A 21,240-nucleotide genomic window follows, 5' to 3' on the forward strand; every position below is an offset into this window, starting at 1 on the left:
ATTAACCGTTTAGTAAATTTAAATGGGTTGTTTTAATCTGCAAAAACAAAAATAACACATTGTATTTTATATATATTTAAAATCACTCAACATAAATTGAACAAATTTCAATATTTCTTTTAGGTATTTTTATATATCTTAAAGGTTGGTTTGTTGAAACTTAAGTTTATAAATTGAAATGAGATCTAAAAGCACTTTAACCAGAGTGAGAAGAATTGAGGGGCAAATTAATGCGATTCAAAGTCGCCTAGCGGATAGTGATGCTACTTGTACTGAAATTCTACAGCAGGTTGCAGCAGTTGACGGCGCACTAAATGGGCTTATGCGTCACTTGATTGAGGTTTATCTTAAAGAGCGTGTATTCGCAAATACGGAAGAATCTGACCCTGAAAAGTTGGAAGAGTTTTTAACTCTTTGTAAAAGGTACTTATAAAAAACTCATTTGGTCAAACTAATAATAAGAGTAAGTTTATAAAGAACAGCCCGCATTAGCGGGCTTTCTTATACGCATTACCAAGCTTCACATCATAAGAATTCTTTGCGTACGCAGGGCCATTGTAGCCACGCGCAAATGCTCGCCAATCCTTATTTTTGAGTGCATTAACCAACTTGTTTGTCACAATGTAGCGGCACATCGCATCAAGCTGTGATGCTTCATCACGGTACATGGCATTGATGAAGTTTTGCAGAGTCGGATAGCCCAAAGCTTTCCAGTGATAGCCCATCACCTGACCAATGCCCCATGATGCTGACTCTAAAGCCGAATCACGATGATATTGAGCAGCTGCATTCAAACGCCCGTGCTGTGCCGAGTATAAGCCATAGTTGCCCATGGTTTTATTGCACAGATCAGGACGCTCACGCATAGCTTTGTCTGCTGTTGCTGCTTTACCGTTAGCAATCAGTCTTTGCCGAAATACATGTCGCTCAAAAAGAATCACTGGTGTGCCATCTACATTAAAGCCTGAGCCTTTGCACTCAACTTCAATCACAGCTTTTAATGCTGCGACTTCAATACCAAGTTTCGATGCCTGCACCTGAATTTGTGCCTCAGTTAGTTTCTTGCTCATTTGCCACCCCCGATAATTGCAACGAAAGCAGCTTTCACTTCCGCAATGACTTCTGCCAGCGACTTGCCATGCATGAGCGCAATCGACTGATAAACAATACCGATGGCCAACAATCCGAATACAGCAAAAATCAGCATCACAAAGCCTTGTGTCATGTGCGAATACTGGCTTAATTCATAGTATTCAATGAATGCCGTACCACCATATAAACTAACTGACACACTGAATAAGAATTTACCGATCACGCCTAGCGTGACTTGAATTTTCCCGTCTTTATCAATATCCCCGCTAAGCACTAAAGCAAGGATTGCCCCCACAACTGCTGGAACTAATTTAATGACCCACGGTAACGTGTTTTCTTGCATTGTCTTTTCTCCAGACATAAAAAAACGCCCTTTCGGACGCTTGCTTCAATTTAAAAATTCACACTTCGATCTGAACTACATCACCGCTTGCCGCCAAGCGTTTAATCTCCCCGTTTGATATAAAAACCGTTGAACCGACGTTGTAACGGGTGGTGCTGGTACACATCACTAGCCCTGAACCATCCACAACCAAAACCTTATAATTTGGGTGATTCTCATGCGTGATTTGCCCCACAAACTCAGGCGCTTTAGGCATTAAATCAATCAGCCGCTGCAGTGCATTACTCACGATTCACACGCTCCACTTTGACAGTTTGATTCACTTTGGCATGACTGAATGACACGCTGACACTTTCAACAATCCCCCACCACTGGGCATTAAATGCAAAAACTTCTCCAGGTGCGCACTCACCCACTTCTGCAGAAATCGGCATAGTTAATGTGTGTGTTTCTATCATGCCTGCCTTGGCTAGTTTGGCTTTACCAAAAGCCCCCATACTGACCACATCAAATAAAGGATTGTTTTCAGGTGGCAATAGCACATCTGCTGCGGTACCTGTGCGTTTGATCTGCCCTTGCTTACCCGCTCTATCGTTTGTCAGTGTGATGCCGTTGTAATCGGGATAATGCTCATAATCTGTGGACTGACTGGTGACCAATGACTCAGGTACCAATCTGTCGTAATCATCTACCGTGAACGTATCCCAAAATGTCTTTTTATAAAGCGGTTTAAGGGAAAGCGTATTACTCCCCTTTTCGCTATATACAAAACCACCACCACTTTCTGCAATCAGCTTAATGGCTGTGATTGGCGCAAGATTGGAATAACTTAAACTGTTGTTTGCTACAATCCAGCCTAGGTCGTCAATCAATTGCCAATTCAGCACAGTATCGCTAAATACACGATCCAATTCAGCTTGTGCAAGTTGTACCGATGTACGCTCATTCTCTTGTAAAAACGAGCGTAACGGCGCATACGGCGCATCAAGTAAAGCGGTTTGACTGCGACCTGTGAGTACATAAGTGATATTGCCGAACTTGCGTGAGCGTGTGCGATTCTCAAGTAGCATGTGATGCTCATGCCCATTGACCATGATTTTTAAAATCACTGGTTGGCCGTTAATTGGCTCAAGTTTGGCAATTTCAGTATGCGGCACAGTTAAGCTATACGACCATGCCCAACTGCTGCGGTCTGAACGATAGCTTCCGTCATACACCAAAATTTCTGCATCATTATCAAGCCGTGTCACAGATAAATTATTCAAGATATACCACCAATTTTGATTTGGAATTGCGGGAATACAGTCATCAACCCCAAAGTTTAAAATGACGTTGTGCGCATCAACTTCATTGCATAGACAAACGAAATTTAAATCGCCTGTGCCTTCGAATTGCGGCAATTCAGGTTGTGGCCATGGTTGAATCGGATGCTTGCGATAATGAATCGCCTTAGCTTTTTCCCATGCTAAATCATCAGTCGTGACAAGCTCCAAGCCTTTGTCCCACTCAAACGTGAAATGCTTTTCAAAGACGTGTGCCACTTCATGCGCATAAGTGACCGTGCGGCGCTTACGAATCATTTCGTGCCAGTCTGTGATTCGATTGATACGCAACTTCAGGGTTTCATCAAATAAGTAACTCTTGTGAATGAATCGCTTATCACCTGTTTGCCAAACTAAATACGCATCAGTCTGCAGGCCAGTGGCTTTCTCGTGTTCAATTCTGACGGCTTGTGTAAGCGAATCAGAACGATCAAAACCCACCATAGCTTGCTGACTGAGCACCAAACCTTGGTCATAAAAAAGAGCCTCATTTGAGACTCTTAAAATTGGCTTCGCCCATGGTATTTCCGTGGAACTTAATGCTGTAATGGCCTTTTGATAACCAGCATCAAAGGCATAGGACACGCCGACGATGTGGTTAATATCGAATACAGCATCAATTTCAAACAAGAACGCAGTATCTAAAACCGTATCAATAATGCATAGGTTTTCTGCAAATTCCGCAACAATCTCAAAGCTAAAACTGGTGTCTAAGACAGTATCAATCTGCCCGATGACATCGGTATTTTCTTCAAAGACTGCAACAACTTCAAAGCTGAATGCAGTATCCAGCACAGTATCTATAACGGCGGTGTTTACCCCGCTGTCTGCATAGATGGCTGTGATTTCAAAACTAAACTCAGCATCTAATACTGTGTCGATTACAGCAGATACATCATCACCAAAATTGAGATTGGTTGAGCCATCGGCTAGGTGCTCAAAATTGAGAATGATGTTGTGGCTGTCGGTATTGTCAGGCTTAAAATTTAGGTTTAGATTGTGCGCATCAACGGTGCCGAGCTTATTTTTAAAATCCACATGAGCACCCTTTTCAAATTAAGGTCTAAGTTTGATGGACTGGATAAACAGTGTGCCGCCAACAACTAAGCTGGTATTGGCTAGCGTAATGTCAGTACCCACGGTTAGATCTGCTGCCACTTCACCTGCACCGTTATAAATCCGTGCCCATGTTGCAGTGCCTGACTTAGTCACATTGCCTGTATCGGTTGGATGAAACTCAACATAGGTTGCCGTGGTTTCTTTGATGCAAGGCTCAGGAAATACCAACGTCACCAAAGCATTGTTTGAATCTGCTGCCACCGATGGATCCAATGGCTGCACACCTTCATAAAAAATAACGGTAGCACTTTGGCTACCGTTATCCATAAATTCTGAAAAGACTTGAATCATGGCAAGCCGAGCTTTGACTGATGTTTTACTCATTTTGGCACCACGTTATCTTGAATGACTGCATTGAATTTAGAGGATGGATGATGGGCAACCACAAAAAAAATTGAATGTAGCAAATGGTCAAATTCATAGTTACCATGCTGATCAGTTGTGATATCTCTAACAATCCGACCTGTCAATTTATTAAACAGCCTAACACGGCATGGAATATTATTACCGCCTTCTTTAATTTGGCCTTTTATGCTCAATCCTTTTTGATAAACAACAGGATTTACATCTATAGGTTGCATTGAAAATAACTCAATATTCGTCAGCATTAAATCACCCTTATTAAAATTTGACCTATGCTTGCTGATGAGCCTGATGCCACATCAAGAGCAATATAAGACTGTTCACCATAATCAATAAAATTGTAATTAGCGTACGGGCGATTCTGAAATAGCCATTTCATTAAAGGTAACTTTCCCCTCAAGCTACCATCAGTGACAAATACATCAGCGCAAGGAATTTGGTTGGCATTTGACGGTGTATCAATCCAATTACCTTCACCAGAGTAATCAACTGAATTTGTGCTTAGCTTGATTGATATTGCTTTTGCTGAAAATACTGGAGTCATTTGCTGAAGGTGATTTCTCTGTAGCGCAAGATTTGCACTTGAGTTTGCAAGAGGTGTATTCATTGCGCGACTCGTAGATAGACCTGCCGCAACATTTATCAATGTTGATGATAAAAATGTATTGCTGGTATCTGCTGGAATCAAGCTCTCAAACGCTCCAAACCCATATCCTAGCTTAGTGTTATCCGCTGTTGTCATTCCGCACAAAATATAAAATACATCTTTAGTACCTATAAGAATGAATGGTCGGCTGCCAGCTGATGGAGGGCTGCTATCACCCGCATTTGCCGCATTTGCTGTCGTATTTCTCGCATAATACCATCTTGCCCAACCATTTATTACACTCGTTCCTGAGCCTGTACCCACCCAGTTTTTGTTAGGATTTAACGCATCAAATGGTGCTTGTACACCAAGCATCGTATCAATATCAGTCATATCCTCAACGATACCGACCTTCGCAAATTTTGCATAAGCCGTGTTGTAAGCAGGATCAGGCTCATCAACAACACGCAAGAATGGACGGCTTGGTAATAATAAATTCAAAGAGCGATAAGCAGCCTTGCCGCCACCAGCCTCATTTGTGCTGCTAAATGGTTTTTCCCAACCAAGTGGCGGTAATGATGCGCTGATTGTACCTGTTGCAGTGGATACGCTCGGTGCTGCGGCCAATTCAAATGTAAATGAGCTTGTATCAGGGATAGATAGAATACGATGCTCACCATTGAATTCTGGTTGGTTCGCACCCGTAATTTTAATCACTTGGTACTGCATTAAATTGTGTGCAGTCCCAAACGTTGCTGTTACCGTATTTCCCGATGCTGTAAGTGAGTTTACAGCTCCTATTTGAATGCCATCGATCAAGCATGCATCCAGCACATTAATCATACTGCCGTAAGCATTTTCAAGCTGTGGTGCATTATTGTTGGTATGCACATAAAATTTAATATCTGTACTTGCGACCATTTTCATTTACTCATAAAAAAGACCGCTCAAAGCGGCCGTAATTGATTTAGGTTTTAAACAATGCGGTCAATGTCACCACGCAGCATGATTTGGAACTGATCTGACATGACAGTTGGCTCAGATTGCTTCACAGTGCGAATCACCCAAACAGGGAAGTTTGCAGCAACAGTATTGAAGCGCAGCACGTTACCGTTTGCCCAACCTGCGCCCCAACCTTCTTTTTTCACTGTGAAATACGGTAAGCCAGTCACGGGGTTAATTGGAGCAAAGTCAGCATTTACGCTACCTGTGCCAATCTGTCCTGAGTATTCACCGACACAGCGGAAATTAGTATTGTCTGTGAAAATTAAAGCCCAGCGTTCCTGAATTGCACCTTTGTTCGTCACAGCAATTGGATATAACGCATCGTTATAGTTGGCTGAAATACCGCTACCTGTGGCTTCATCCGCCCAAGCATTGTTCCAAGATTGCTGCACAAATTTCCGTGTGTAGCGTGACTGCATATCACCAATGACCAAAGCCGAACCCACGATCGTGTCTGCTGCAGCGTAGTTGTGAGTTAAAGGCTTGGTAAAGGTTAGTTGTCCACTAATCTGCACATCACGAATCAAGCCCATGTCCTGATAGCGGTATTTAGCAGTGAGTGGTGCAACCAAAGTATTCAAAGCGAAATCACCGTTTAATGTGACTTTGCCATAGTCATAATCGACTACATACATATCGAATGGCACTTTCGTCCCTTGGCTATCTTCCAATTCACACCATGAAATGCGCTGGTCATTTAAGTCATAAACCTGACCTGCAACATGGCTTGGTAATTCCTGTGACTTGCTTGAGCTGACGATACCAATGTCGCCGACTCGAAAAATAGGTACACGCCCATCAAGGGGCAATCGTGTTGCAGACAAACCTAGAATTTCAGAATCAAGCGGAATATAGGTATAAGCAATTGCGTTATAACGCACCGATGAGCCATCAATCCAAACTGGCACGTTAATGTACGTTTTGCCTAGTTCCTCATACTCCATGCGCGCGTCATACCAGTCTTTAGCAACAATTTCTGCACGATTGGCTTCGGTAATCTCGGTTTTATCGTAGAAGTAAATATCCACAAAACCTGTGTCGTGATTAATCCTGCCATGCGCAAGGCTTGTTTCAATCACACCGTTTTCATCTGTTGTTAGTGTTAATTGACCATGTTCCAATGATGCTACAACCACAGTCAAAGACTGAGGGCGTATTGGAATCACAGGTGTTCTAAAGCTGATTTGATTCATTGGTGGCAAATCGGTTGTAGTCGTTAGCGAGTCTAAGCTAACAGTGTTGTCACCGTTTGGCGTCCATGACTCAATTTCAACCTGACCTGTGCCGTACTGAATAGAACCTGACGCAATACCACTATTATTCGATGGGTCTACATTGCGATAAAGCTGCCCATCACGATCTAAGAAAGTATCAGCGCCCACTCTAAAGCGTGCTGAGCCTGTCAAAATCTGCTCGTCATAACCTGATGATAGATCAAGCCGTAACTTATCAGCCACAGCAATGGTGCTGCTTTGGTTTACGCCTGAGCTATCACGGTATTTCACTGAAATAGATGTTTCGTTATAAGCCCGAAATTCTTGTGTCGTGCCACTAATTTGGGATGTAACTGGAGAATAAAAAGCCATTTAAACCACCTCTATGCAGACGCATAAGTTGCGTTAAATCGAGCTTCGTACACATAGTTAAATGTTTTGTATGAGGCTGTTGGCGTCACAATGCACTGACCTGTGTTGTAATCAATCGTGCCCTGAATATCACCTGCATCGTTAATTAGATTACCCATATTGCCGCCTGTTGGGTCGTCTTTAAGATGCACAGTGAGCGTATTTAGACCAGATAAATCTGTCACTGGAATCCCTAAAGCCACACTGCTCGGTTGAATGCTTAAGCCTGTGCCGATGGTAAACGTCAGTTGTTGGCTAGCATCAGGTATCGCGGATTTGGTTTGGTCGAGTTGTGGACCAAAACTGTATATGATGTTGAATTGCGTGTTTTTCTGCGGCAATTTGTTTGGGATAATCCGACCTGTACCTGTTGCGTAATTGACGTATCCTGTCGCATCGCCTGTAAACAAGCCTTTTGCATTGCTAGATGCGGTTTTAGTTTCACCTTCTAACACCCACGTCACAGTAATACCTGTAGCAATACCTGTTTGTCCAAGATCAAAATCAAAGCCTGCTTTCTCTACATGCAAACCTGCTCGTACAAAGGTCACAATCGGTGTGCCCCAGTGTGCCAAAATTGGCGTATCCACATCAGGCAAAGCACCTGTGGTCAGCAAGAATGAGCCTGTTTCATAGTTAATCATGCCTGAGCCAAAGGAGCTGTGAACACCTTTTAATTGACCTGATCCATCGTCTTTTAGCTCATAAAACTTGCCTTGCGACATATAAGACAGCGATAAACTGCCAGGCGCAGGGATTGGAATTAATACGCCTGTCCAGTTGGTGCTTTGGCTGTTTTGCGTAACAGGAATCGCATAGCTTTGAAAATATTGTCTAGGCGCTGCAGCAGGCGTAAAAGTGATTTCTAATGTGGTTGAGCCTGCACCTGCAGCAGAAGTCCACTGTATCAAGCCACGCTGATAATCAATCGTTCCAACTTGTGTGCCTTGACTGTTTTTAAGCAAGCCACCTTGATCGCTTACAGGCTGACCAAACAATGTAAACGCAATGCTTGAGGGCATCACGCTCGAACCTAAATACAAGTTTTGACTGACGCCTACAGTAGTTGGGAAGTTTGCGGTAATGGTGCCATCGCTACCAGGGACTAAAATAATGCTTTCACCTGCCGCATTCACATCAATAATCGGGGTTTCAGTCTGAGCAGATGGAATCAACTGTGTAAACATGCTAGATGCGTTCACAGTGAACTCACCTACTTGCGCATCCGATGCCAATTTTACCGATGCACAATATTCGCCTGTATCGGCTACCAATGATTCACGAATGATGGTTTTAGATGGCGTGTTGCCACCGTACCACTGCCGTGCCGTCAAGCCGACAAAATCACGCTCTAGCGGGTCATTGATGGTGTAAGTGGCAATCTTGTATTCCACGTTTTTATTATCAACCACCATGATTGCAATACGTGTTTCCACTTTGGTAATACGCACATATTGCTCGAACTCAAGTGCTTTGCCCTCATCGCTGACAAGTACAATGGTATCGCCTACACTTGACTCAGTTTCTTGCGGAAACATGGCCACTTGTAGCTGCTTCATGCCTTGCCAGTGTGTATCAAGCGGTGTGCCTGCAATCTGCCCACCTTTCGCCAAGTAGTTTTCAACTCGGTTTTGGGCACTACGGCGTTCATCTGTCCAGCTTCTTGTACTGAACAATAAGGCCGACACATTTGGATCCTGTGGGTTTTCAGAGATGAATACCGTTGCCCCCATCAATGCGTCCGTGTCTTCAGTAATCACCGCAGGAAAGATTTTACGCATGGATACATCGCCCATGGTTCGATCCATCTCTGACACGTCGTTAAACAGGTTATTACTCTGGCCATCCACGATGACCTGACCTGAATATTTACCGCCACCATCGTCTGTGTCAGTTAATCGCTCTGATTTATAGAGCACTAAGTCTTTTGTTTCTATCGCCATTATTCGCTCCAAAACCTTAGCGTTAAACGCATCATTTCATCTGAACTGGTCGCAGGTGAACCCCATACGCTAACCGCTTCCAGTGCTGTATCTTGATGATTAAAAATCACATCAAATTGCCGATTGTCATGTGGCCATTCAAACTGCAAACGAAATTTCTCGCTTAATGCTGACCATTCCTGCAACTTGCGTACGTCACTTAACTTTGCCCAACCGCGGTTGCTATCGGGCGTTAAAGTGATAGGTCGAGCACCAACCTTAATACCTTCTTGAATAATGGCTGCACCACTAATGGCACGCTCCAATGTTTGCTCTTTTGGCTTCCATTCAAATTCATCAGACCATAAAAAACCATCTTCTAATGAGATGGTTTCAGATGTTGTTAAGCGTATTAATTTCATTACATTGCCTTTTTCAGCATTTCAAATTCACGCAAGATACTTTCCATTGTGTCGCCATCTTCTTGTGAGCCGAGCATTTCAAAGCGTTTACCGCCTGAAACAAACTCAAAGCGCACATTTTTGGTTGATGTGTCATTCTGCAGATCGCGGACTTTCGGCTCAGAAATAGAAGGTGCATAGTCATTGACCTTTGTGCTGCCAGTACTTCTGATATCAAGATTACGCAGCAACTCATTAATCTTGTTGGTGCCGTGTTGTGTGGTTAAACCTTTCGCTGCAGCATTGTTAAATTCTTGCTCGATGAGTTTATTCATAGCCAAGTTGCCGCCTTTGCCGTATGCAGCAAATTTGGCATCACGATCTGTAGCCATGGCTTGTGACCAGATTGACCCTGCCAATTTCTTAGCTTGATCTTCACTGTATCCCATGCTTTTAATCTGAGAAATTACATCGTTCTTGCTCATGGATTGATAGCCTGAGATAGCCGCGCTTAAACCTTTGGACTGACGTTTCATTTCCGCATCCCATTTCTGAGCTGCTTCCTGAGATGCCTTATTCCATGCCACCTGTGCTGCATTGGCTTCTTCACGTGCAATCTGCCCCGCCTCACGATAGCCATCACCAATACGGCGTGCTGATTCACGTACACGGTGGTTAGCTTCGGTTAAATCATCCATTGCTTTAACAGAGGCTTTGCCTGTTTCGTCGATTTCGACGCGAAGGTCACGACCTGCACCTGCAGCATTAGCCGATGCAATTACTGCTTGATCGCCTGATAGGGCAGCCGCTTGTGCTGCTTTCTCATAAGCCTTTTGGATACCCTCTGCTGTAGCTTGACCACTATCGCGGATAGTGATGTAGTCCATCAATGCCTGTTGTGCAGACAGTTTAAGATTCTCTTTGGTCTCAATCCCTAATCGCTTAAAAGCAGCCGTTACAGGATCAATATCATCTGGCAAACCTTGTGCTTGATTCTTAACTGCAATCAAACCTTGTTCGACTTGCGAAGTTGATAGCTTGCCTTGTTCGCCAAACTGCTCAAGCTTGGCTTTAGCCATGTCAATTTCAGCTTGGCTTTTAGCTGTTTCTAGCCATTTAAGCCATGCTTGGTAAGTAACTTCACCAGCCTGCTTTCCTTTCGCACCTAAGCCTTCCAAGCCAGCAATAAATGCATCTATCTGGTTTGCATTTTCGCCAAACTTTTCAGAAACACGATTAAGCGAAACATCCAAGTCCAAACCTAATGCTGCTGCAGCTTTACGTGCCTTGTCTGTAGCATTGCTTTGCGCATCTGTGGCTATAGCACCATCACCCATTGCTTTCACAATGGCTTTGCCTGTGCTATCAAACTCTAGCTTTAGACCTTGTGCTGCAAGATAGGCTTCTTTCTCCTTACTGATTACTTTTGATGTCTGCTCATCCATCGTAATCATAGAGTCTATATATGCCTGAGCTGCTTCAATCTTAGCATCGGTAATCTTTTTACTTTCTGCTTGATATGCTTTTTCTTTGGCATCAAGTTCGGCTAAACCCTTAACAGCAATATCTATTGCAGCCTGATTGCCTGACTTTCTGGCTTCATGTAACTGCTGCTCTAGTTTAATGCGCTCATCACTAATGGCTTTATAGTCAGCACGATGCTTTTCCTCTTGAGTTTTTAATTCATCAAGGGTCTTTTGACTGTTAGCAATTCGCTCTTGGTTTTTTTCCTCATCTGTTTTACGAATATCCTCCAGTGCTGCAATCGTTGCTGACTTTGACTCCAAAGCAAGTCTATTTGCTTCTTTCGCATTTTTTTCAGCTTGTGCAAATAAGCGATCGGATGCATCTTGTGCTTGCTTTGCTAGTGTATCGAAGCCGATAAAATCAAGTACCTTTGCCTGTAAAGCGGTTAGACCGCCTGCTAGAAACTGCAGACCTGACAGTAAGAGTTTAAGTCCAATATTTAAACCAGTTGCAGCATCTGAAACCACACCTAAAGCTACACGAAACACATTAAACAATGTGGTTAAGCCGCTAACATTTTGCTGACCACTCAGCATGGCATTAAATAACGGAGAGATGGCATCAAGTGTAGAAGTGAACGCGCTCCATGCTGTTTCAGCTATACCAGCCATACTTTTGATTAGGTTTTTAACCACATCATAGGCATCAGATAGTGCTGATCGCACTGCATCAATAGTTGCAGGGTCAATTTCAGCTAATTTATCTCTAAACCATCCAACGCCCTCTGCTACATCATCAAAGAATACTTTTAAAATTCCTAAGTTATCTGCAATGGTGGATAGTGCTTCTGCTACAACAGAGCTTGCACCATGCGCCTGATCCATTGTGCCGATCAAGATTTGCCACTGTGTTGCAATCTTGGTTAGCGCATTACCAATGGTTGTTGGGAATTGGTCATAAGTCGATTGGATTTGTGCGGCTTGGCTTTGCAGTGCTTTTGCCACACGTTCGGAAGTTAGCTCTCCATTTTCAGCCATTTTTCGGAGTTCACCTGTAGTGACTCCCAAGCCTTTAGCTAATGCCTCAGCTAAGCCATAGCCGTTTTCCATGATTGAGTTAAATTCTTCACCACGCAGCACACCGCCTTGCATAGCTTGAATAAACTGTGTAATTGCAGCTTCACTGGCTTGAGCAGAACCACCACCAATCTGAATTGCTTGGGTCACGGTCTTGGTTAGGTCTAACGCTTGTTGCTGCGTCATTCCCATTTCTTTACCGACCGAATCAATCCTTGTAAACAGGTCTCCAGTTGCCTGCAGGCTTGAATTTGTGGCTAAGGCAACCTGATGCACGCCAGCCATTGCAGATTCAAAGTTACCACCTTCTTTAGTGGCAATCTGAATACGCGTTGAAAGGTTTGTGTATGAGTCTGCTGCTTCGGCTATTTCGCGTAAACCAAGCCCTACACCTAAGGCAGCCATTGCACCCATGAGTGCATTAACCGCAAACTTTGCACCATCCAAGCCTTTTTTAGCCGATGCCGCTGCAGAATCTGTTTCTTTAAGCTGCGTGTTTGCTCTGCCTACTTCTGCTTGAAAATCATTAAATGCCTGGTCAGCTTGCTGAACTTCTTTTTCAAGCTGATCGACTTGGCGTTGTGCAACTTCAATATCTGCAGGTGATGCATTTGAGTTGGCAAACTCTTGCAGCTTTTGTTTAGCGCTTATTAAATCGGATTTTAGTAACTCTAAAGCTTTGTGTGACTTGTTGCCAAAATCTGTAAAGTTGCCTGCTGTAGACTTAGCATTATCCCCAGCACCTTTAATTATTTCCGTAGCGCTAAAGAGTGACTTAGTTAAACCAGCAGCTAATTCACTTGTACCTTTCGGGATGATATTTCCAAGCTCTTTTGCTGCCTCAGCTGAGCTTTGTTTTAATTTGTCCGACTCAGCTTTAATTGCTTCAAATACGGACTTCGCAACACTTTCAGATTGTTTTACACCGCTAACAAAACCTTTGCTGTCAGCGTCCATGATAAGTTTAAAAGTTAAATTTTTTGACATGCTGACCTCAAATTTTAGGCATTAAAAAACCCACCGAAGTGGGTTTAAGTTACTAAGATGCTTTTTTCTCTAGATCATCCAACTCGTCTAGATAGTTATTAACTTGTTGTCTAAATTCCATTGGTCTAGCAATATATGGAATTGGTGCATGAGAACCACCTACACCTTTGACAACAATAGAACCAAAATTAAAAATACGGCCAAGAATACTTTGATCTACCCCTAAACTCTCAACACGGTTTGTTTTCAGTTCGATCGTATTACGGCGAATAAGGCCTGACTTTGCAATAATTCTGCGATTGGTTAGTGCTAATTCAGTCGTTAAAACATGAATAGCAGCTATGGCAATAAGCGTACCGCCAATCAATACAGGCACAATGCTTTTTGATCCTAGTGCAGACAAAACAAGCAAACCGCCAAAGAATAAATACCAGAATTGAGATAACCAAGACACCTGAGCTTTGATAATTATTTGCTCATCACGTGCTAAATTTTCCTCGATATAGCTACCCATAACACCCTCTATTTCAATCAGTAAACTTTAATTTATTAAGTTTTTATCATTTGTTCGACAAACAATTTCACGAGCCAAGGGTAGCAATAGTAACCAAAAATGTCACTGACAAAATAAATTAATCAACAACCTTCAAATCTTCCAACAATTTCTTGAATTCACGGTTTTGAGCATGTTGTGCCGAACGCATTAAATTGACCTGAGACCGCATTTTTCTTAGCTCATTACGCTGAGCGGCTTTTAAATACTGGGTAAACGCACCGTATGGCATATTCATAATGTCATCGTGACGATGGCCGCAATCAATCAAATACTGAAATGAATCAAACCAAGTGCTTTTCTCATTGCTTTGCTTGGTACGGCGTTTCGGTTTTTCTGGTTTGAAATATGCTGTATTCACAGTTAATACAGCACGCAGCATATCTAAAAATAAGGCCTGATCTTTTGCTATATCGAAAATACGATCTGCTGTTAAATTACTGGTCATCACACATGTGTGGATTACTTCAACCGTATGCGCTTTAAATAACTCAATCAAAATTTCATCTGAATAATTTTTGTCTGCCAAAAACTCTTTGACCGTTTCAGCATGTTGACTGAATAGATCCAGTGACTTCATCTGAATCTGCTTCACTTCAATATCACTAAATTGAAAAGTGCGGTTAGCTGCTAAGAAAAAATCATTCATGATGGAATCTCAAAAGACAGGCACAAAAAAAGACGCTTATGCGTCGTGGAGTTTTCTTGTGCCTGTGTTGGTTAAGGTGCAGATACTGCAGGAATTGTCACGATGTGACCGTACAAACCAAGCTTAGCATCACTTTGTTTTGTGACATCTGATAATGCCTGACCTGAAATTGAGTATTGCCCTAATTCCTCATGGATTAATGGGAATGTGGTTTCAGGTGACTTTTTAGTACGCCATAAACGAACCGCCATGTGTTCACTGGTAGCCGTATTAATACCTTTGAAAAACAACTCATATTCTGTTTCAAAGTCTGCTGCCAATGTTGTATGTGTTACAGCGCCAGTGGTGTATGTAGCCAAAATCGGCATCGTCAATTCATCCACATCATGGAAAACAACCGTACCGAACTTAGCATCAACCGTGTACTGCTCACTGGTCAGTGTTTTTGCTGTGCCTTCAGTTGAGTCTTTGAATGACACGGTAGACAAGTTATAACCATTAAGCTTAATTTCCTGACCCGCTACCACAGTGCCAATATCAGCGTCAGTAATGGTATCAGTGGTCACTTCTGTGGTTTCACCTGAAACAATGTATTTCAAGTTTTCTTTATCCACTTTTTCAAGCTGACCTGAGAAATTAACCGATGTAGTCTGAACCATAGTGAAGTCGGTTGTACGCTTGCCTGTCATGGATTCAACATGCTCTAAAACTTCAGCACCAATTTCCAGTTCAAACTCTGGTACGTTACCCAAATGACGCATTGCGCCTGCTACACCGTTGGTGATTTTTGCTAAGTAAAACTCACCTTGTAGCGAAATATATTGAGTGCTCATTATTTAGCATCCCCTGTGGCTTTCTTCGTTGTGGCTGCTGCGGTTTTCACTTCCTGAATTACGCCATCAGCAATTAACTTTTTGATCTGATCTTCATTCAGACCACCGACCAATTCGCCAACCTGAAAGCGACCTACAGGCTTTAAGGCTTTGTATTGTTTCGCCATGAAAGGCTCCTAAATAAACTTTTCCGATTCAAAAATAATGGTGATATACGCAAAGCTTGAGCTATAACCATCTCGCACCGATATAAACCGCAACGGAATACGTGAAGCAACAGGCTTCCATCCAGCCAAAAGCTGAATGACCTTTTCAGTCAATGCGCCCGCCTCATCCGCTACAGCACGACCATCATTTAACTGTGATTGAGCATTGCGACATGCAATAGATACAGCCCATTGCTGCCCGATCTGATTCATCTTGCCGTTGCCTTTGGAGTCTTTCAGATCAATACGCACAAAGTTCACATGGGCAGATGGCGTAACCTGCGACATTTCTGTCACGTTTACCGAGTTAAGTGGCGTGTAAATTTTCTGAAAATCTTCAATCTCTTTCAGTTTTTCAGCGATTTCATCACGCACCGCGAAGAATGTAGTCATTAATAAAATCCCCTACGATGTCCAAAACCATTTCCTTGTCATCTGCATTTATGCCGAGCTGAGTACGTGGTAGCAAAACGGATTGCTTCACCTTGCGGTATTGCCCTGCTACTGCAAACGTAATGTACTGCCCATTCTTAGGCAGGATTGTCGCGCCATAGTGAAGATGCGGTGCATACTCAACATTGGTGCCGACCTCGACACCACTCGACAAAACATTATGTGTGTAGGAGTTCATTAAACGCCCTGTATCACGCAGCGTTTGACCCCCTTGCAGTTTTGCACGCCATGACATTTTCCATGGATTGCCGTCTACATCTCTCCCAGTAAAAAAACGATCCTGCACACTAAAAACAAGCCCTGCACCGATCTCATCAAATAGCTTTGATTTGTCAGCGTTGAACTGGTTTAAATGCGCAAAGATCGCTTCGATGGGTGAACTGTCTGCCTTGATTGTTATCGCAAAAGCCATGCTCACCTCACTTGATGCTAGGCATCAGGTCTAAAGTGGAATCACCAAATACACCACCCGTGTAGCTGGTACCGATCGGCATGGTAGATGGCTTGTTTACAGGTTTTTCTTCTGTGACTTGGTTTTCAGCATTGAGAATATTTAGAACAGCTTTACCATCTGCAACCCGCTTTAAGAAATCAATGTCCGCCTTATAACGGTTGTCTACTTCTTCGGTAGGTTGCTGAAAGTAAAGTCGGTAGCGCGCAATGTTGCACGCCACACGTTTTAATGTGCTCGGAATACTAGGTAATGGCAGTTCATATTTGACTGCAACATAACTATCGATTTCCTCTGCAGCATCCTGTAATGCGTTTTCAATGGCGTTACTCATTGTTTGCATTGCTTCTAAATTTTCTATCTCATGTACACCAAACCGAGCCACTAAATCCTCTCGTGATGCATACATAAGACTTACTCAGCGGTTGAGCGGGTACGACGTGCAGGCTTTTCTTGAGTTTCCTCTTGATCGGCTTCCACTTCTTTAATCGCACCCATAACTAAAAGGGCCTTAGCACGTTCTGCACTAAGACCCTCGACAGTTTGTCCTGGTAGGTACTGCCCTACGGACTGCGTTGCAATGTATTTAGCCATGCGTCACTCCTTAAATCGTGATGAAGCCAGTACCACCACAAATACCATTTTTATTTGATGGTACGACCAATGGAGCCGATTCAGTCATGAGTAAAATGCCGCTTGGATCTTCTTCGTACCATTGGCGGTCAAAGTATTCTAAAGCCAAGCCATTTGCATGGATGTTTTCGATCTTACATTGCGTCACATAACCATTGGTATCTGAAATAAGCGCAAAGTAATCCACTGGGATGAAGCGTTTCACTTGCCCTTTGTGTCGGTACGTTGCGTCATACGTCCAAATTTCAATATCACCCAAATAGCCTTTGAACTTCGCAGAACGTGAAGCGTTTAGACCTGGGCGATAAGGAACGCTAATACCTGCATACGGCTCAACAAACTTGGCTTTGAATGCTGCGTTATTTTCCAACACTGACCACACTTTGCCAGTTGTAAGAATCATGGTTGCATCACCACCACCTTCATCCAACATGCGTTGTGCCATGGTATCCATGTCTTCAAGCGGTGTAGCACCTGCCTGATCCCAAGCGGTTGTCGGGGTAAATGCAAGTGATGCATCGCGACCAAAAGACACCACGTTTTTAGTGTAGTCGTCTGACTCAAGCACAATCTGACCAGTTGTGACTAATTCAGTCGCCATCAGGATTTTACGATTATCAATCGAGTCGTGGTTACGCTTGATCGTTTCGATCTGAGCAATCATGTATTGCTCTGCTGTGCTCAACTGATTGTTGCCTGTTGAGATAATGCCTGCATCACGCAAGCGCGCCAATAATGCAGTATCCCATGCGGTAGCAGGTGTGACTTGATTCTTTGGTTTCAAGTAAGCTGGCTGCACATGGCTTACTTGAATTGCTGTGGTGCGGTCAAACGGCTTACCTGGCACCTGTGGGGCAACCAATGGAGCAATGTCTGATTCAGTTTCAAGCTCCGCAATAGGCACCACATTCGTAGTGAATGATTTACGACGAGGAAATAGCTTATCCAAAAGCCACGTATCCATCGGCTCATAATTTGAATGAATTAATGCTAATTCATCAACGCCCAATAGCTCCAGTGGAGCACCATCAATAGTAAAACTTTGTGGCATGATTTACACCTTTGATAATTCAATGTTGTTTTTAGATGCTTTAGCGCGTGCTGCATCGTATTTGCTTGTTGCGAGTGCTGTGCCAGCAATTGATACAGCCTCAATGTTAAATACCCCACCGTTATAAACAGGGATTTCTGTGCCGTTTGCAGCTGCTGCAGTTGCTTGTGCAGCTGTTAGTGTTGCACCGCAAATAACGTCCCAACTTGACTCATCGGCCGCTTGGGTTAAGACGTTTGCTGCAGACAGCGCCAGTAAGTCGCCTTCTTTGTATGCAGTAGCAGTTGTGACTTTTGCATTAACACGGCGTGTTTTACCCACATCCAAATTAAATGGACGTGATTCATGTGTAGCTGAAACAGTAGTCATGGATTACTTCCCTTTTTGCTGTGCTGCAAATGCTTTAGCGCCTGCAGATAATTGATGCTCTTGATTGCCCGATGGTTGCGTGCCACTTTGAGCACTCGCTTGATGAGTGAACAAGTGAGCAAATGCTGGATTTGCTAACGGTGCTTGTTGCTGCTGACCTGCAGGTGGTTGTTGTTGAGTCGATGCTGCAAATTGCTTAAGTGTTGCTGCCATCAAATCAAATGCATCATCTGGCATAGCCGCAAACTTGGTTTTTTCTTCAGCAGTAAATTCCTTGCCCAAATCTTTGGCCAAAGCATCAATGGCTGAATTACGTTTATCTGCAGCAAACTGTTTGTTTTGCTCAGTCAGGGTATTAACCTGACCTTCCAATTCTTGGATTTTCGCTTTCGCTTGTTCTAAGTCCACGTCGGTGTCCTCTTTGCTAGATTGTGTTGGGTTGTGGCTGGCTGCCACAGCGTTTGTGTTGTCATCTGCACCCAAAGCACAGAAAGACACTTCACGAATGCGACCACCGCGAAATACCGTGATAGGTCCTTGGTGAACTTTTCCATTAACTGTGACAGATGCATCAGCCTGAATTTCTTCGACTGATGACGGCTCAATACGAACCGACATTTGCCACGGAAAACCATCGTCAGAGTCCTGAGCAACTTCGGTACCGAACTCGTTGCTCATTAAGTCGCCCGAAACGACTAAACCTTGTTGATGATTAATGCTGTGTTCATTGATGACGCCTGCACGCTGGCGTGGTGAGTGATCGAGTAATGCGGGAATACGCCCCTTAATTTTAATTGAGTCCAAATCAAAAATAATTCGGTCCCAATACCAGTGGTCTGTAACCACTTCACCGCTATATGCCACGCCTGAGAAGGTGCGTTTTTTCTTGCCTTCCTCAGCTTGATTGACGTTCAGATCACCAAGCCGAAAGCAATATTTGTCCTGTGTTTCCTCTACTGGCATTTTCATGCTCCATAAAAAAACCGCCAATTAGGGCGGTTTTGAACTCTTGCGATTATTTAAATACTTTGAACTAAGGTTAAAAGTTTTTTCTCAGCTTCTTCCGTGTAGGAATAAATCACCGAACTACTCCCTCTTAAAGCAGAAGCCAATGTATCAATGATTCGTAATTTCTCATCTAGCGAATAGTTGAATTTTAGGTCAGCATCTTTGGATGTCCCATCTCCAAAAACCTTTCTATTTGAGTCAATATGGCGACCCAATGTATGACAACCATGCTCATCAACCTTTAAAGCTCCCATTAGAAATAGACGTAATTGCTGTTCTTCTTCTGGTGTTTCGATAATCACAGATCGAATAATGCTTTTAGGAAGCTCTTTAGCCTCTTCAAGCACTCCCAGATATTTACCATCACAATCAAGAAATCTCATTTTTATATTCCTCAATAAAAAAACCGCCCCATAAGGAGCGGTCATATTCATATTTAAATTAGTTCAGCAAAGGCTTAAGCCTATAGATCAGCTTACCTTGACTCGTTTCTATCGCAACAACTTCAAACGATAAACCCAAGGGAATCAAAACCCCTTGCCCTGCATTTAGCTTGCTTAAATCAATGCCTAGGCCTTTAGCATTCTCAATTTGAATTACGATGTCACCTGCAGATTCAGCCATCAGCAACGGCGCATTAAATTGTACTGTTTGCCCGAGTTGATACCCTGCCACTTGCTGAATTGTCGCAGTCCCCACCACAGTTGAAGCCTTATTGCTTGCCACAGCCTGAATTGCTGCCATGTCAGCACTCAGCCACCGTTTCAATACATCATCAGCCAGTGAAACTGCAGACGCATTTAAATAGCTGGTCAATGCAGCATCATTGCCCTGCACATAATCAATAAACGTCCGAATTGCAGTAGGGCGTATTTGTGGATCAAGTGGAATCACCGTATCCGCAATCGTATTGAATAGATCCCGAGTCTTATCATCCATGGGCGCAAACAGGCTTGTCAGCTTTTTGGATGCAGTCCACTCGGCTTGAATGACTTGCTTTTGCTCAAGCAAATATTCTTTATCCAGTGATGAATCAGCAATCTTTTTATTGACCAGTGATTCAAGCTCACCAAATTGCAAAGGATGCGATGACCAGTCCAAAGCCTCAGCAACATCAGGCAATTTGTCATCTGCTGTGATGCCGTATTTCAATGCCTGCTTTTCGGTTAAGGCGATTACGGTGCAGCGGCAACGAAAACCCAACGGCGGGTAATGTGTCATCCAAAAAGGATGTTCAAACGGTAATACGATCTTGTCTAAAGCCAAGTGACTCGGACGCACGCGACTGTCATTTATAGCCGAGTACATCAAGTAAGGACGTTTAGCCTTATTTCGGTTTTGTTGGATCCATCGCCCGTGACCATACGCATTTTGAATATTGGTACGAAACACATTGTCCAGATAGTGCTTTGGCAAAATGATTTCAGATTCTTCAATCAGCTTCTGAAAATCCTTGAACGTACCACCATCTGCAATGGATTTATTCACTGCCTTAATGACCGTTTCAATCTGCTCAAGACTCGACAAAAAGCTAACCGTAGTTGCCATCTGCCGAGTTTTTAAGTCCAGTGAGTAAAAATCATCAGGCAATACAATCTTGCGCTGCCGTGCATATTGCAAGGCTTCAAGAAAGGTAACTGGCTGCATACAAGCACCCCACAATACCAACCATCAAACCAAGTACGAAATACAAGCAAGCTCGATATTTCCAAGGGTACACGGCAAA

Annotated in this window: 25 protein-coding genes; 1 reads left to right on the forward strand and 24 read right to left on the reverse strand. The window is 43.3% G+C overall.

From position 1 onward, the window contains the following. Positions 1–178 precede the first annotated feature (178 nt). Positions 179–433, forward strand: a complete 255-nt coding sequence (locus E0H79_RS08655; protein WP_131261389.1) for a metal-sensing transcriptional repressor — start codon at positions 179–181, stop codon at positions 431–433. Between the two features lie 55 nt (positions 434–488). On the opposite strand, the gene E0H79_RS08660 is transcribed toward E0H79_RS08655, so the two are convergent. The 24 genes from E0H79_RS08660 to E0H79_RS08770 form a co-directional block, all read right to left on the reverse strand. Beyond that, on the reverse strand, positions 489–1,070 hold the full coding sequence (locus tag E0H79_RS08660; protein ID WP_131261390.1) for an N-acetylmuramidase family protein: 582 nt from the start codon (positions 1,068–1,070) through the stop codon (positions 489–491). After that, positions 1,067–1,435, reverse strand: a complete 369-nt coding sequence (locus tag E0H79_RS08665; RefSeq protein WP_131261391.1) for a hypothetical protein — start codon at positions 1,433–1,435, stop codon at positions 1,067–1,069. The genes E0H79_RS08660 and E0H79_RS08665 overlap by 4 nt, the downstream gene beginning before the upstream one ends. Before the next feature lie 58 nt (positions 1,436–1,493). Further along, entirely contained in the window at positions 1,494–1,724 is a 231-nt protein-coding gene (locus E0H79_RS08670; RefSeq protein WP_045796833.1) for a hypothetical protein, read from the reverse strand. Continuing rightward, positions 1,717–3,795, reverse strand: a complete 2,079-nt coding sequence (locus E0H79_RS08675; RefSeq protein ID WP_131261392.1) for a hypothetical protein — start codon at positions 3,793–3,795, stop codon at positions 1,717–1,719. The genes E0H79_RS08670 and E0H79_RS08675 overlap by 8 nt, the downstream gene beginning before the upstream one ends. A gap of 18 nt (positions 3,796–3,813) precedes the next feature. Further along, positions 3,814–4,200: a hypothetical protein gene (locus E0H79_RS08680; protein ID WP_131261393.1), complete on the reverse strand. Its 387-nt coding sequence runs from the start codon at positions 4,198–4,200 to the stop codon at positions 3,814–3,816. Continuing rightward, positions 4,197–4,484: a carboxypeptidase regulatory-like domain-containing protein gene (locus E0H79_RS08685; RefSeq protein ID WP_131261394.1), complete on the reverse strand. Its 288-nt coding sequence runs from the start codon at positions 4,482–4,484 to the stop codon at positions 4,197–4,199. Before E0H79_RS08685 ends, E0H79_RS08680 begins: the two co-directional genes overlap by 4 nt. Continuing rightward, positions 4,484–5,746 carry a hypothetical protein gene (locus E0H79_RS08690; RefSeq protein ID WP_131261395.1) on the reverse strand — a complete coding sequence of 421 codons (1,263 nt, stop codon included), beginning with the start codon at positions 5,744–5,746 and terminating at the stop codon, positions 4,484–4,486. The genes E0H79_RS08685 and E0H79_RS08690 overlap by 1 nt, the downstream gene beginning before the upstream one ends. Positions 5,747–5,799: 53 nt before the next feature. Next, positions 5,800–7,416, reverse strand: coding sequence for a hypothetical protein (locus tag E0H79_RS08695; protein WP_131261396.1), 1,617 nt, complete (start codon positions 7,414–7,416; stop codon positions 5,800–5,802). An 11-nt stretch (positions 7,417–7,427) separates the two neighbouring features. Beyond that, the gene (locus E0H79_RS08700; RefSeq protein ID WP_131261397.1) at positions 7,428–9,398 is read right to left on the reverse strand and encodes a hypothetical protein; all 1,971 of its coding nucleotides are present in this window, start codon (positions 9,396–9,398) and stop codon (positions 7,428–7,430) included. After that, positions 9,398–9,799: a hypothetical protein gene (locus E0H79_RS08705; protein ID WP_131261398.1), complete on the reverse strand. Its 402-nt coding sequence runs from the start codon at positions 9,797–9,799 to the stop codon at positions 9,398–9,400. The genes E0H79_RS08700 and E0H79_RS08705 overlap by 1 nt, the downstream gene beginning before the upstream one ends. Continuing rightward, complete coding sequence (locus E0H79_RS08710; protein WP_131261399.1) at positions 9,799–13,308, reverse strand: tape measure protein; 3,510 nt, start codon at positions 13,306–13,308, stop codon at positions 9,799–9,801. The genes E0H79_RS08705 and E0H79_RS08710 overlap by 1 nt, the downstream gene beginning before the upstream one ends. A gap of 52 nt (positions 13,309–13,360) precedes the next feature. Then, complete coding sequence (locus tag E0H79_RS08715; protein ID WP_131261400.1) at positions 13,361–13,822, reverse strand: PH domain-containing protein; 462 nt, start codon at positions 13,820–13,822, stop codon at positions 13,361–13,363. Positions 13,823–13,940: 118 nt separating this feature from the next. Further along, positions 13,941–14,510, reverse strand: a complete 570-nt coding sequence (locus tag E0H79_RS08720) for a hypothetical protein (protein WP_131261401.1) — start codon at positions 14,508–14,510, stop codon at positions 13,941–13,943. A 71-nt stretch (positions 14,511–14,581) separates the two neighbouring features. Continuing rightward, positions 14,582–15,343 carry a hypothetical protein gene (locus tag E0H79_RS08725; RefSeq protein ID WP_131261402.1) on the reverse strand — a complete coding sequence of 254 codons (762 nt, stop codon included), beginning with the start codon at positions 15,341–15,343 and terminating at the stop codon, positions 14,582–14,584. After that, the gene (locus E0H79_RS15280; protein WP_165492528.1) at positions 15,343–15,510 is read right to left on the reverse strand and encodes a hypothetical protein; all 168 of its coding nucleotides are present in this window, start codon (positions 15,508–15,510) and stop codon (positions 15,343–15,345) included. The genes E0H79_RS08725 and E0H79_RS15280 overlap by 1 nt, the downstream gene beginning before the upstream one ends. 9 nt (positions 15,511–15,519) lie before the next feature. Then, complete coding sequence (locus tag E0H79_RS08730; protein WP_131261403.1) at positions 15,520–15,942, reverse strand: hypothetical protein; 423 nt, start codon at positions 15,940–15,942, stop codon at positions 15,520–15,522. Next, positions 15,917–16,414 carry a phage virion morphogenesis protein gene (locus tag E0H79_RS08735; RefSeq protein ID WP_131261404.1) on the reverse strand — a complete coding sequence of 166 codons (498 nt, stop codon included), beginning with the start codon at positions 16,412–16,414 and terminating at the stop codon, positions 15,917–15,919. The genes E0H79_RS08730 and E0H79_RS08735 overlap by 26 nt, the downstream gene beginning before the upstream one ends. 7 nt (positions 16,415–16,421) lie before the next feature. Continuing rightward, positions 16,422–16,862 (reverse strand): gp436 family protein, encoded by a 441-nt coding sequence (locus E0H79_RS08740; RefSeq protein ID WP_131261405.1) that lies wholly within the window; start codon positions 16,860–16,862, stop codon positions 16,422–16,424. A 5-nt stretch (positions 16,863–16,867) separates the two neighbouring features. Beyond that, entirely contained in the window at positions 16,868–17,047 is a 180-nt protein-coding gene (locus E0H79_RS08745; protein WP_004973660.1) for a hypothetical protein, read from the reverse strand. Between the two features lie 10 nt (positions 17,048–17,057). After that, entirely contained in the window at positions 17,058–18,137 is a 1,080-nt protein-coding gene (locus E0H79_RS08750; protein WP_131261406.1) for a major capsid protein, read from the reverse strand. 3 nt (positions 18,138–18,140) lie between these two features. Continuing rightward, positions 18,141–18,506, reverse strand: a complete 366-nt coding sequence (locus E0H79_RS08755; protein WP_004973656.1) for a hypothetical protein — start codon at positions 18,504–18,506, stop codon at positions 18,141–18,143. A gap of 3 nt (positions 18,507–18,509) precedes the next feature. Then, positions 18,510–19,469, reverse strand: a complete 960-nt coding sequence (locus E0H79_RS08760; RefSeq protein ID WP_131261407.1) for a hypothetical protein — start codon at positions 19,467–19,469, stop codon at positions 18,510–18,512. A 56-nt stretch (positions 19,470–19,525) separates the two neighbouring features. Beyond that, on the reverse strand, positions 19,526–19,948 hold the full coding sequence (locus tag E0H79_RS08765; protein ID WP_131261408.1) for a hypothetical protein: 423 nt from the start codon (positions 19,946–19,948) through the stop codon (positions 19,526–19,528). 7 nt (positions 19,949–19,955) lie between these two features. Beyond that, on the reverse strand, positions 19,956–21,161 hold the full coding sequence (locus E0H79_RS08770) for a phage minor head protein (RefSeq protein WP_131261409.1): 1,206 nt from the start codon (positions 21,159–21,161) through the stop codon (positions 19,956–19,958). Between the last annotated feature and the right edge of the window lie 79 nt (positions 21,162–21,240).

This window comes from Acinetobacter sp. ANC 5045 (assembly GCF_004331005.1).
Classification (GTDB): Bacteria; Pseudomonadota; Gammaproteobacteria; order Pseudomonadales; family Moraxellaceae; genus Acinetobacter; species Acinetobacter towneri.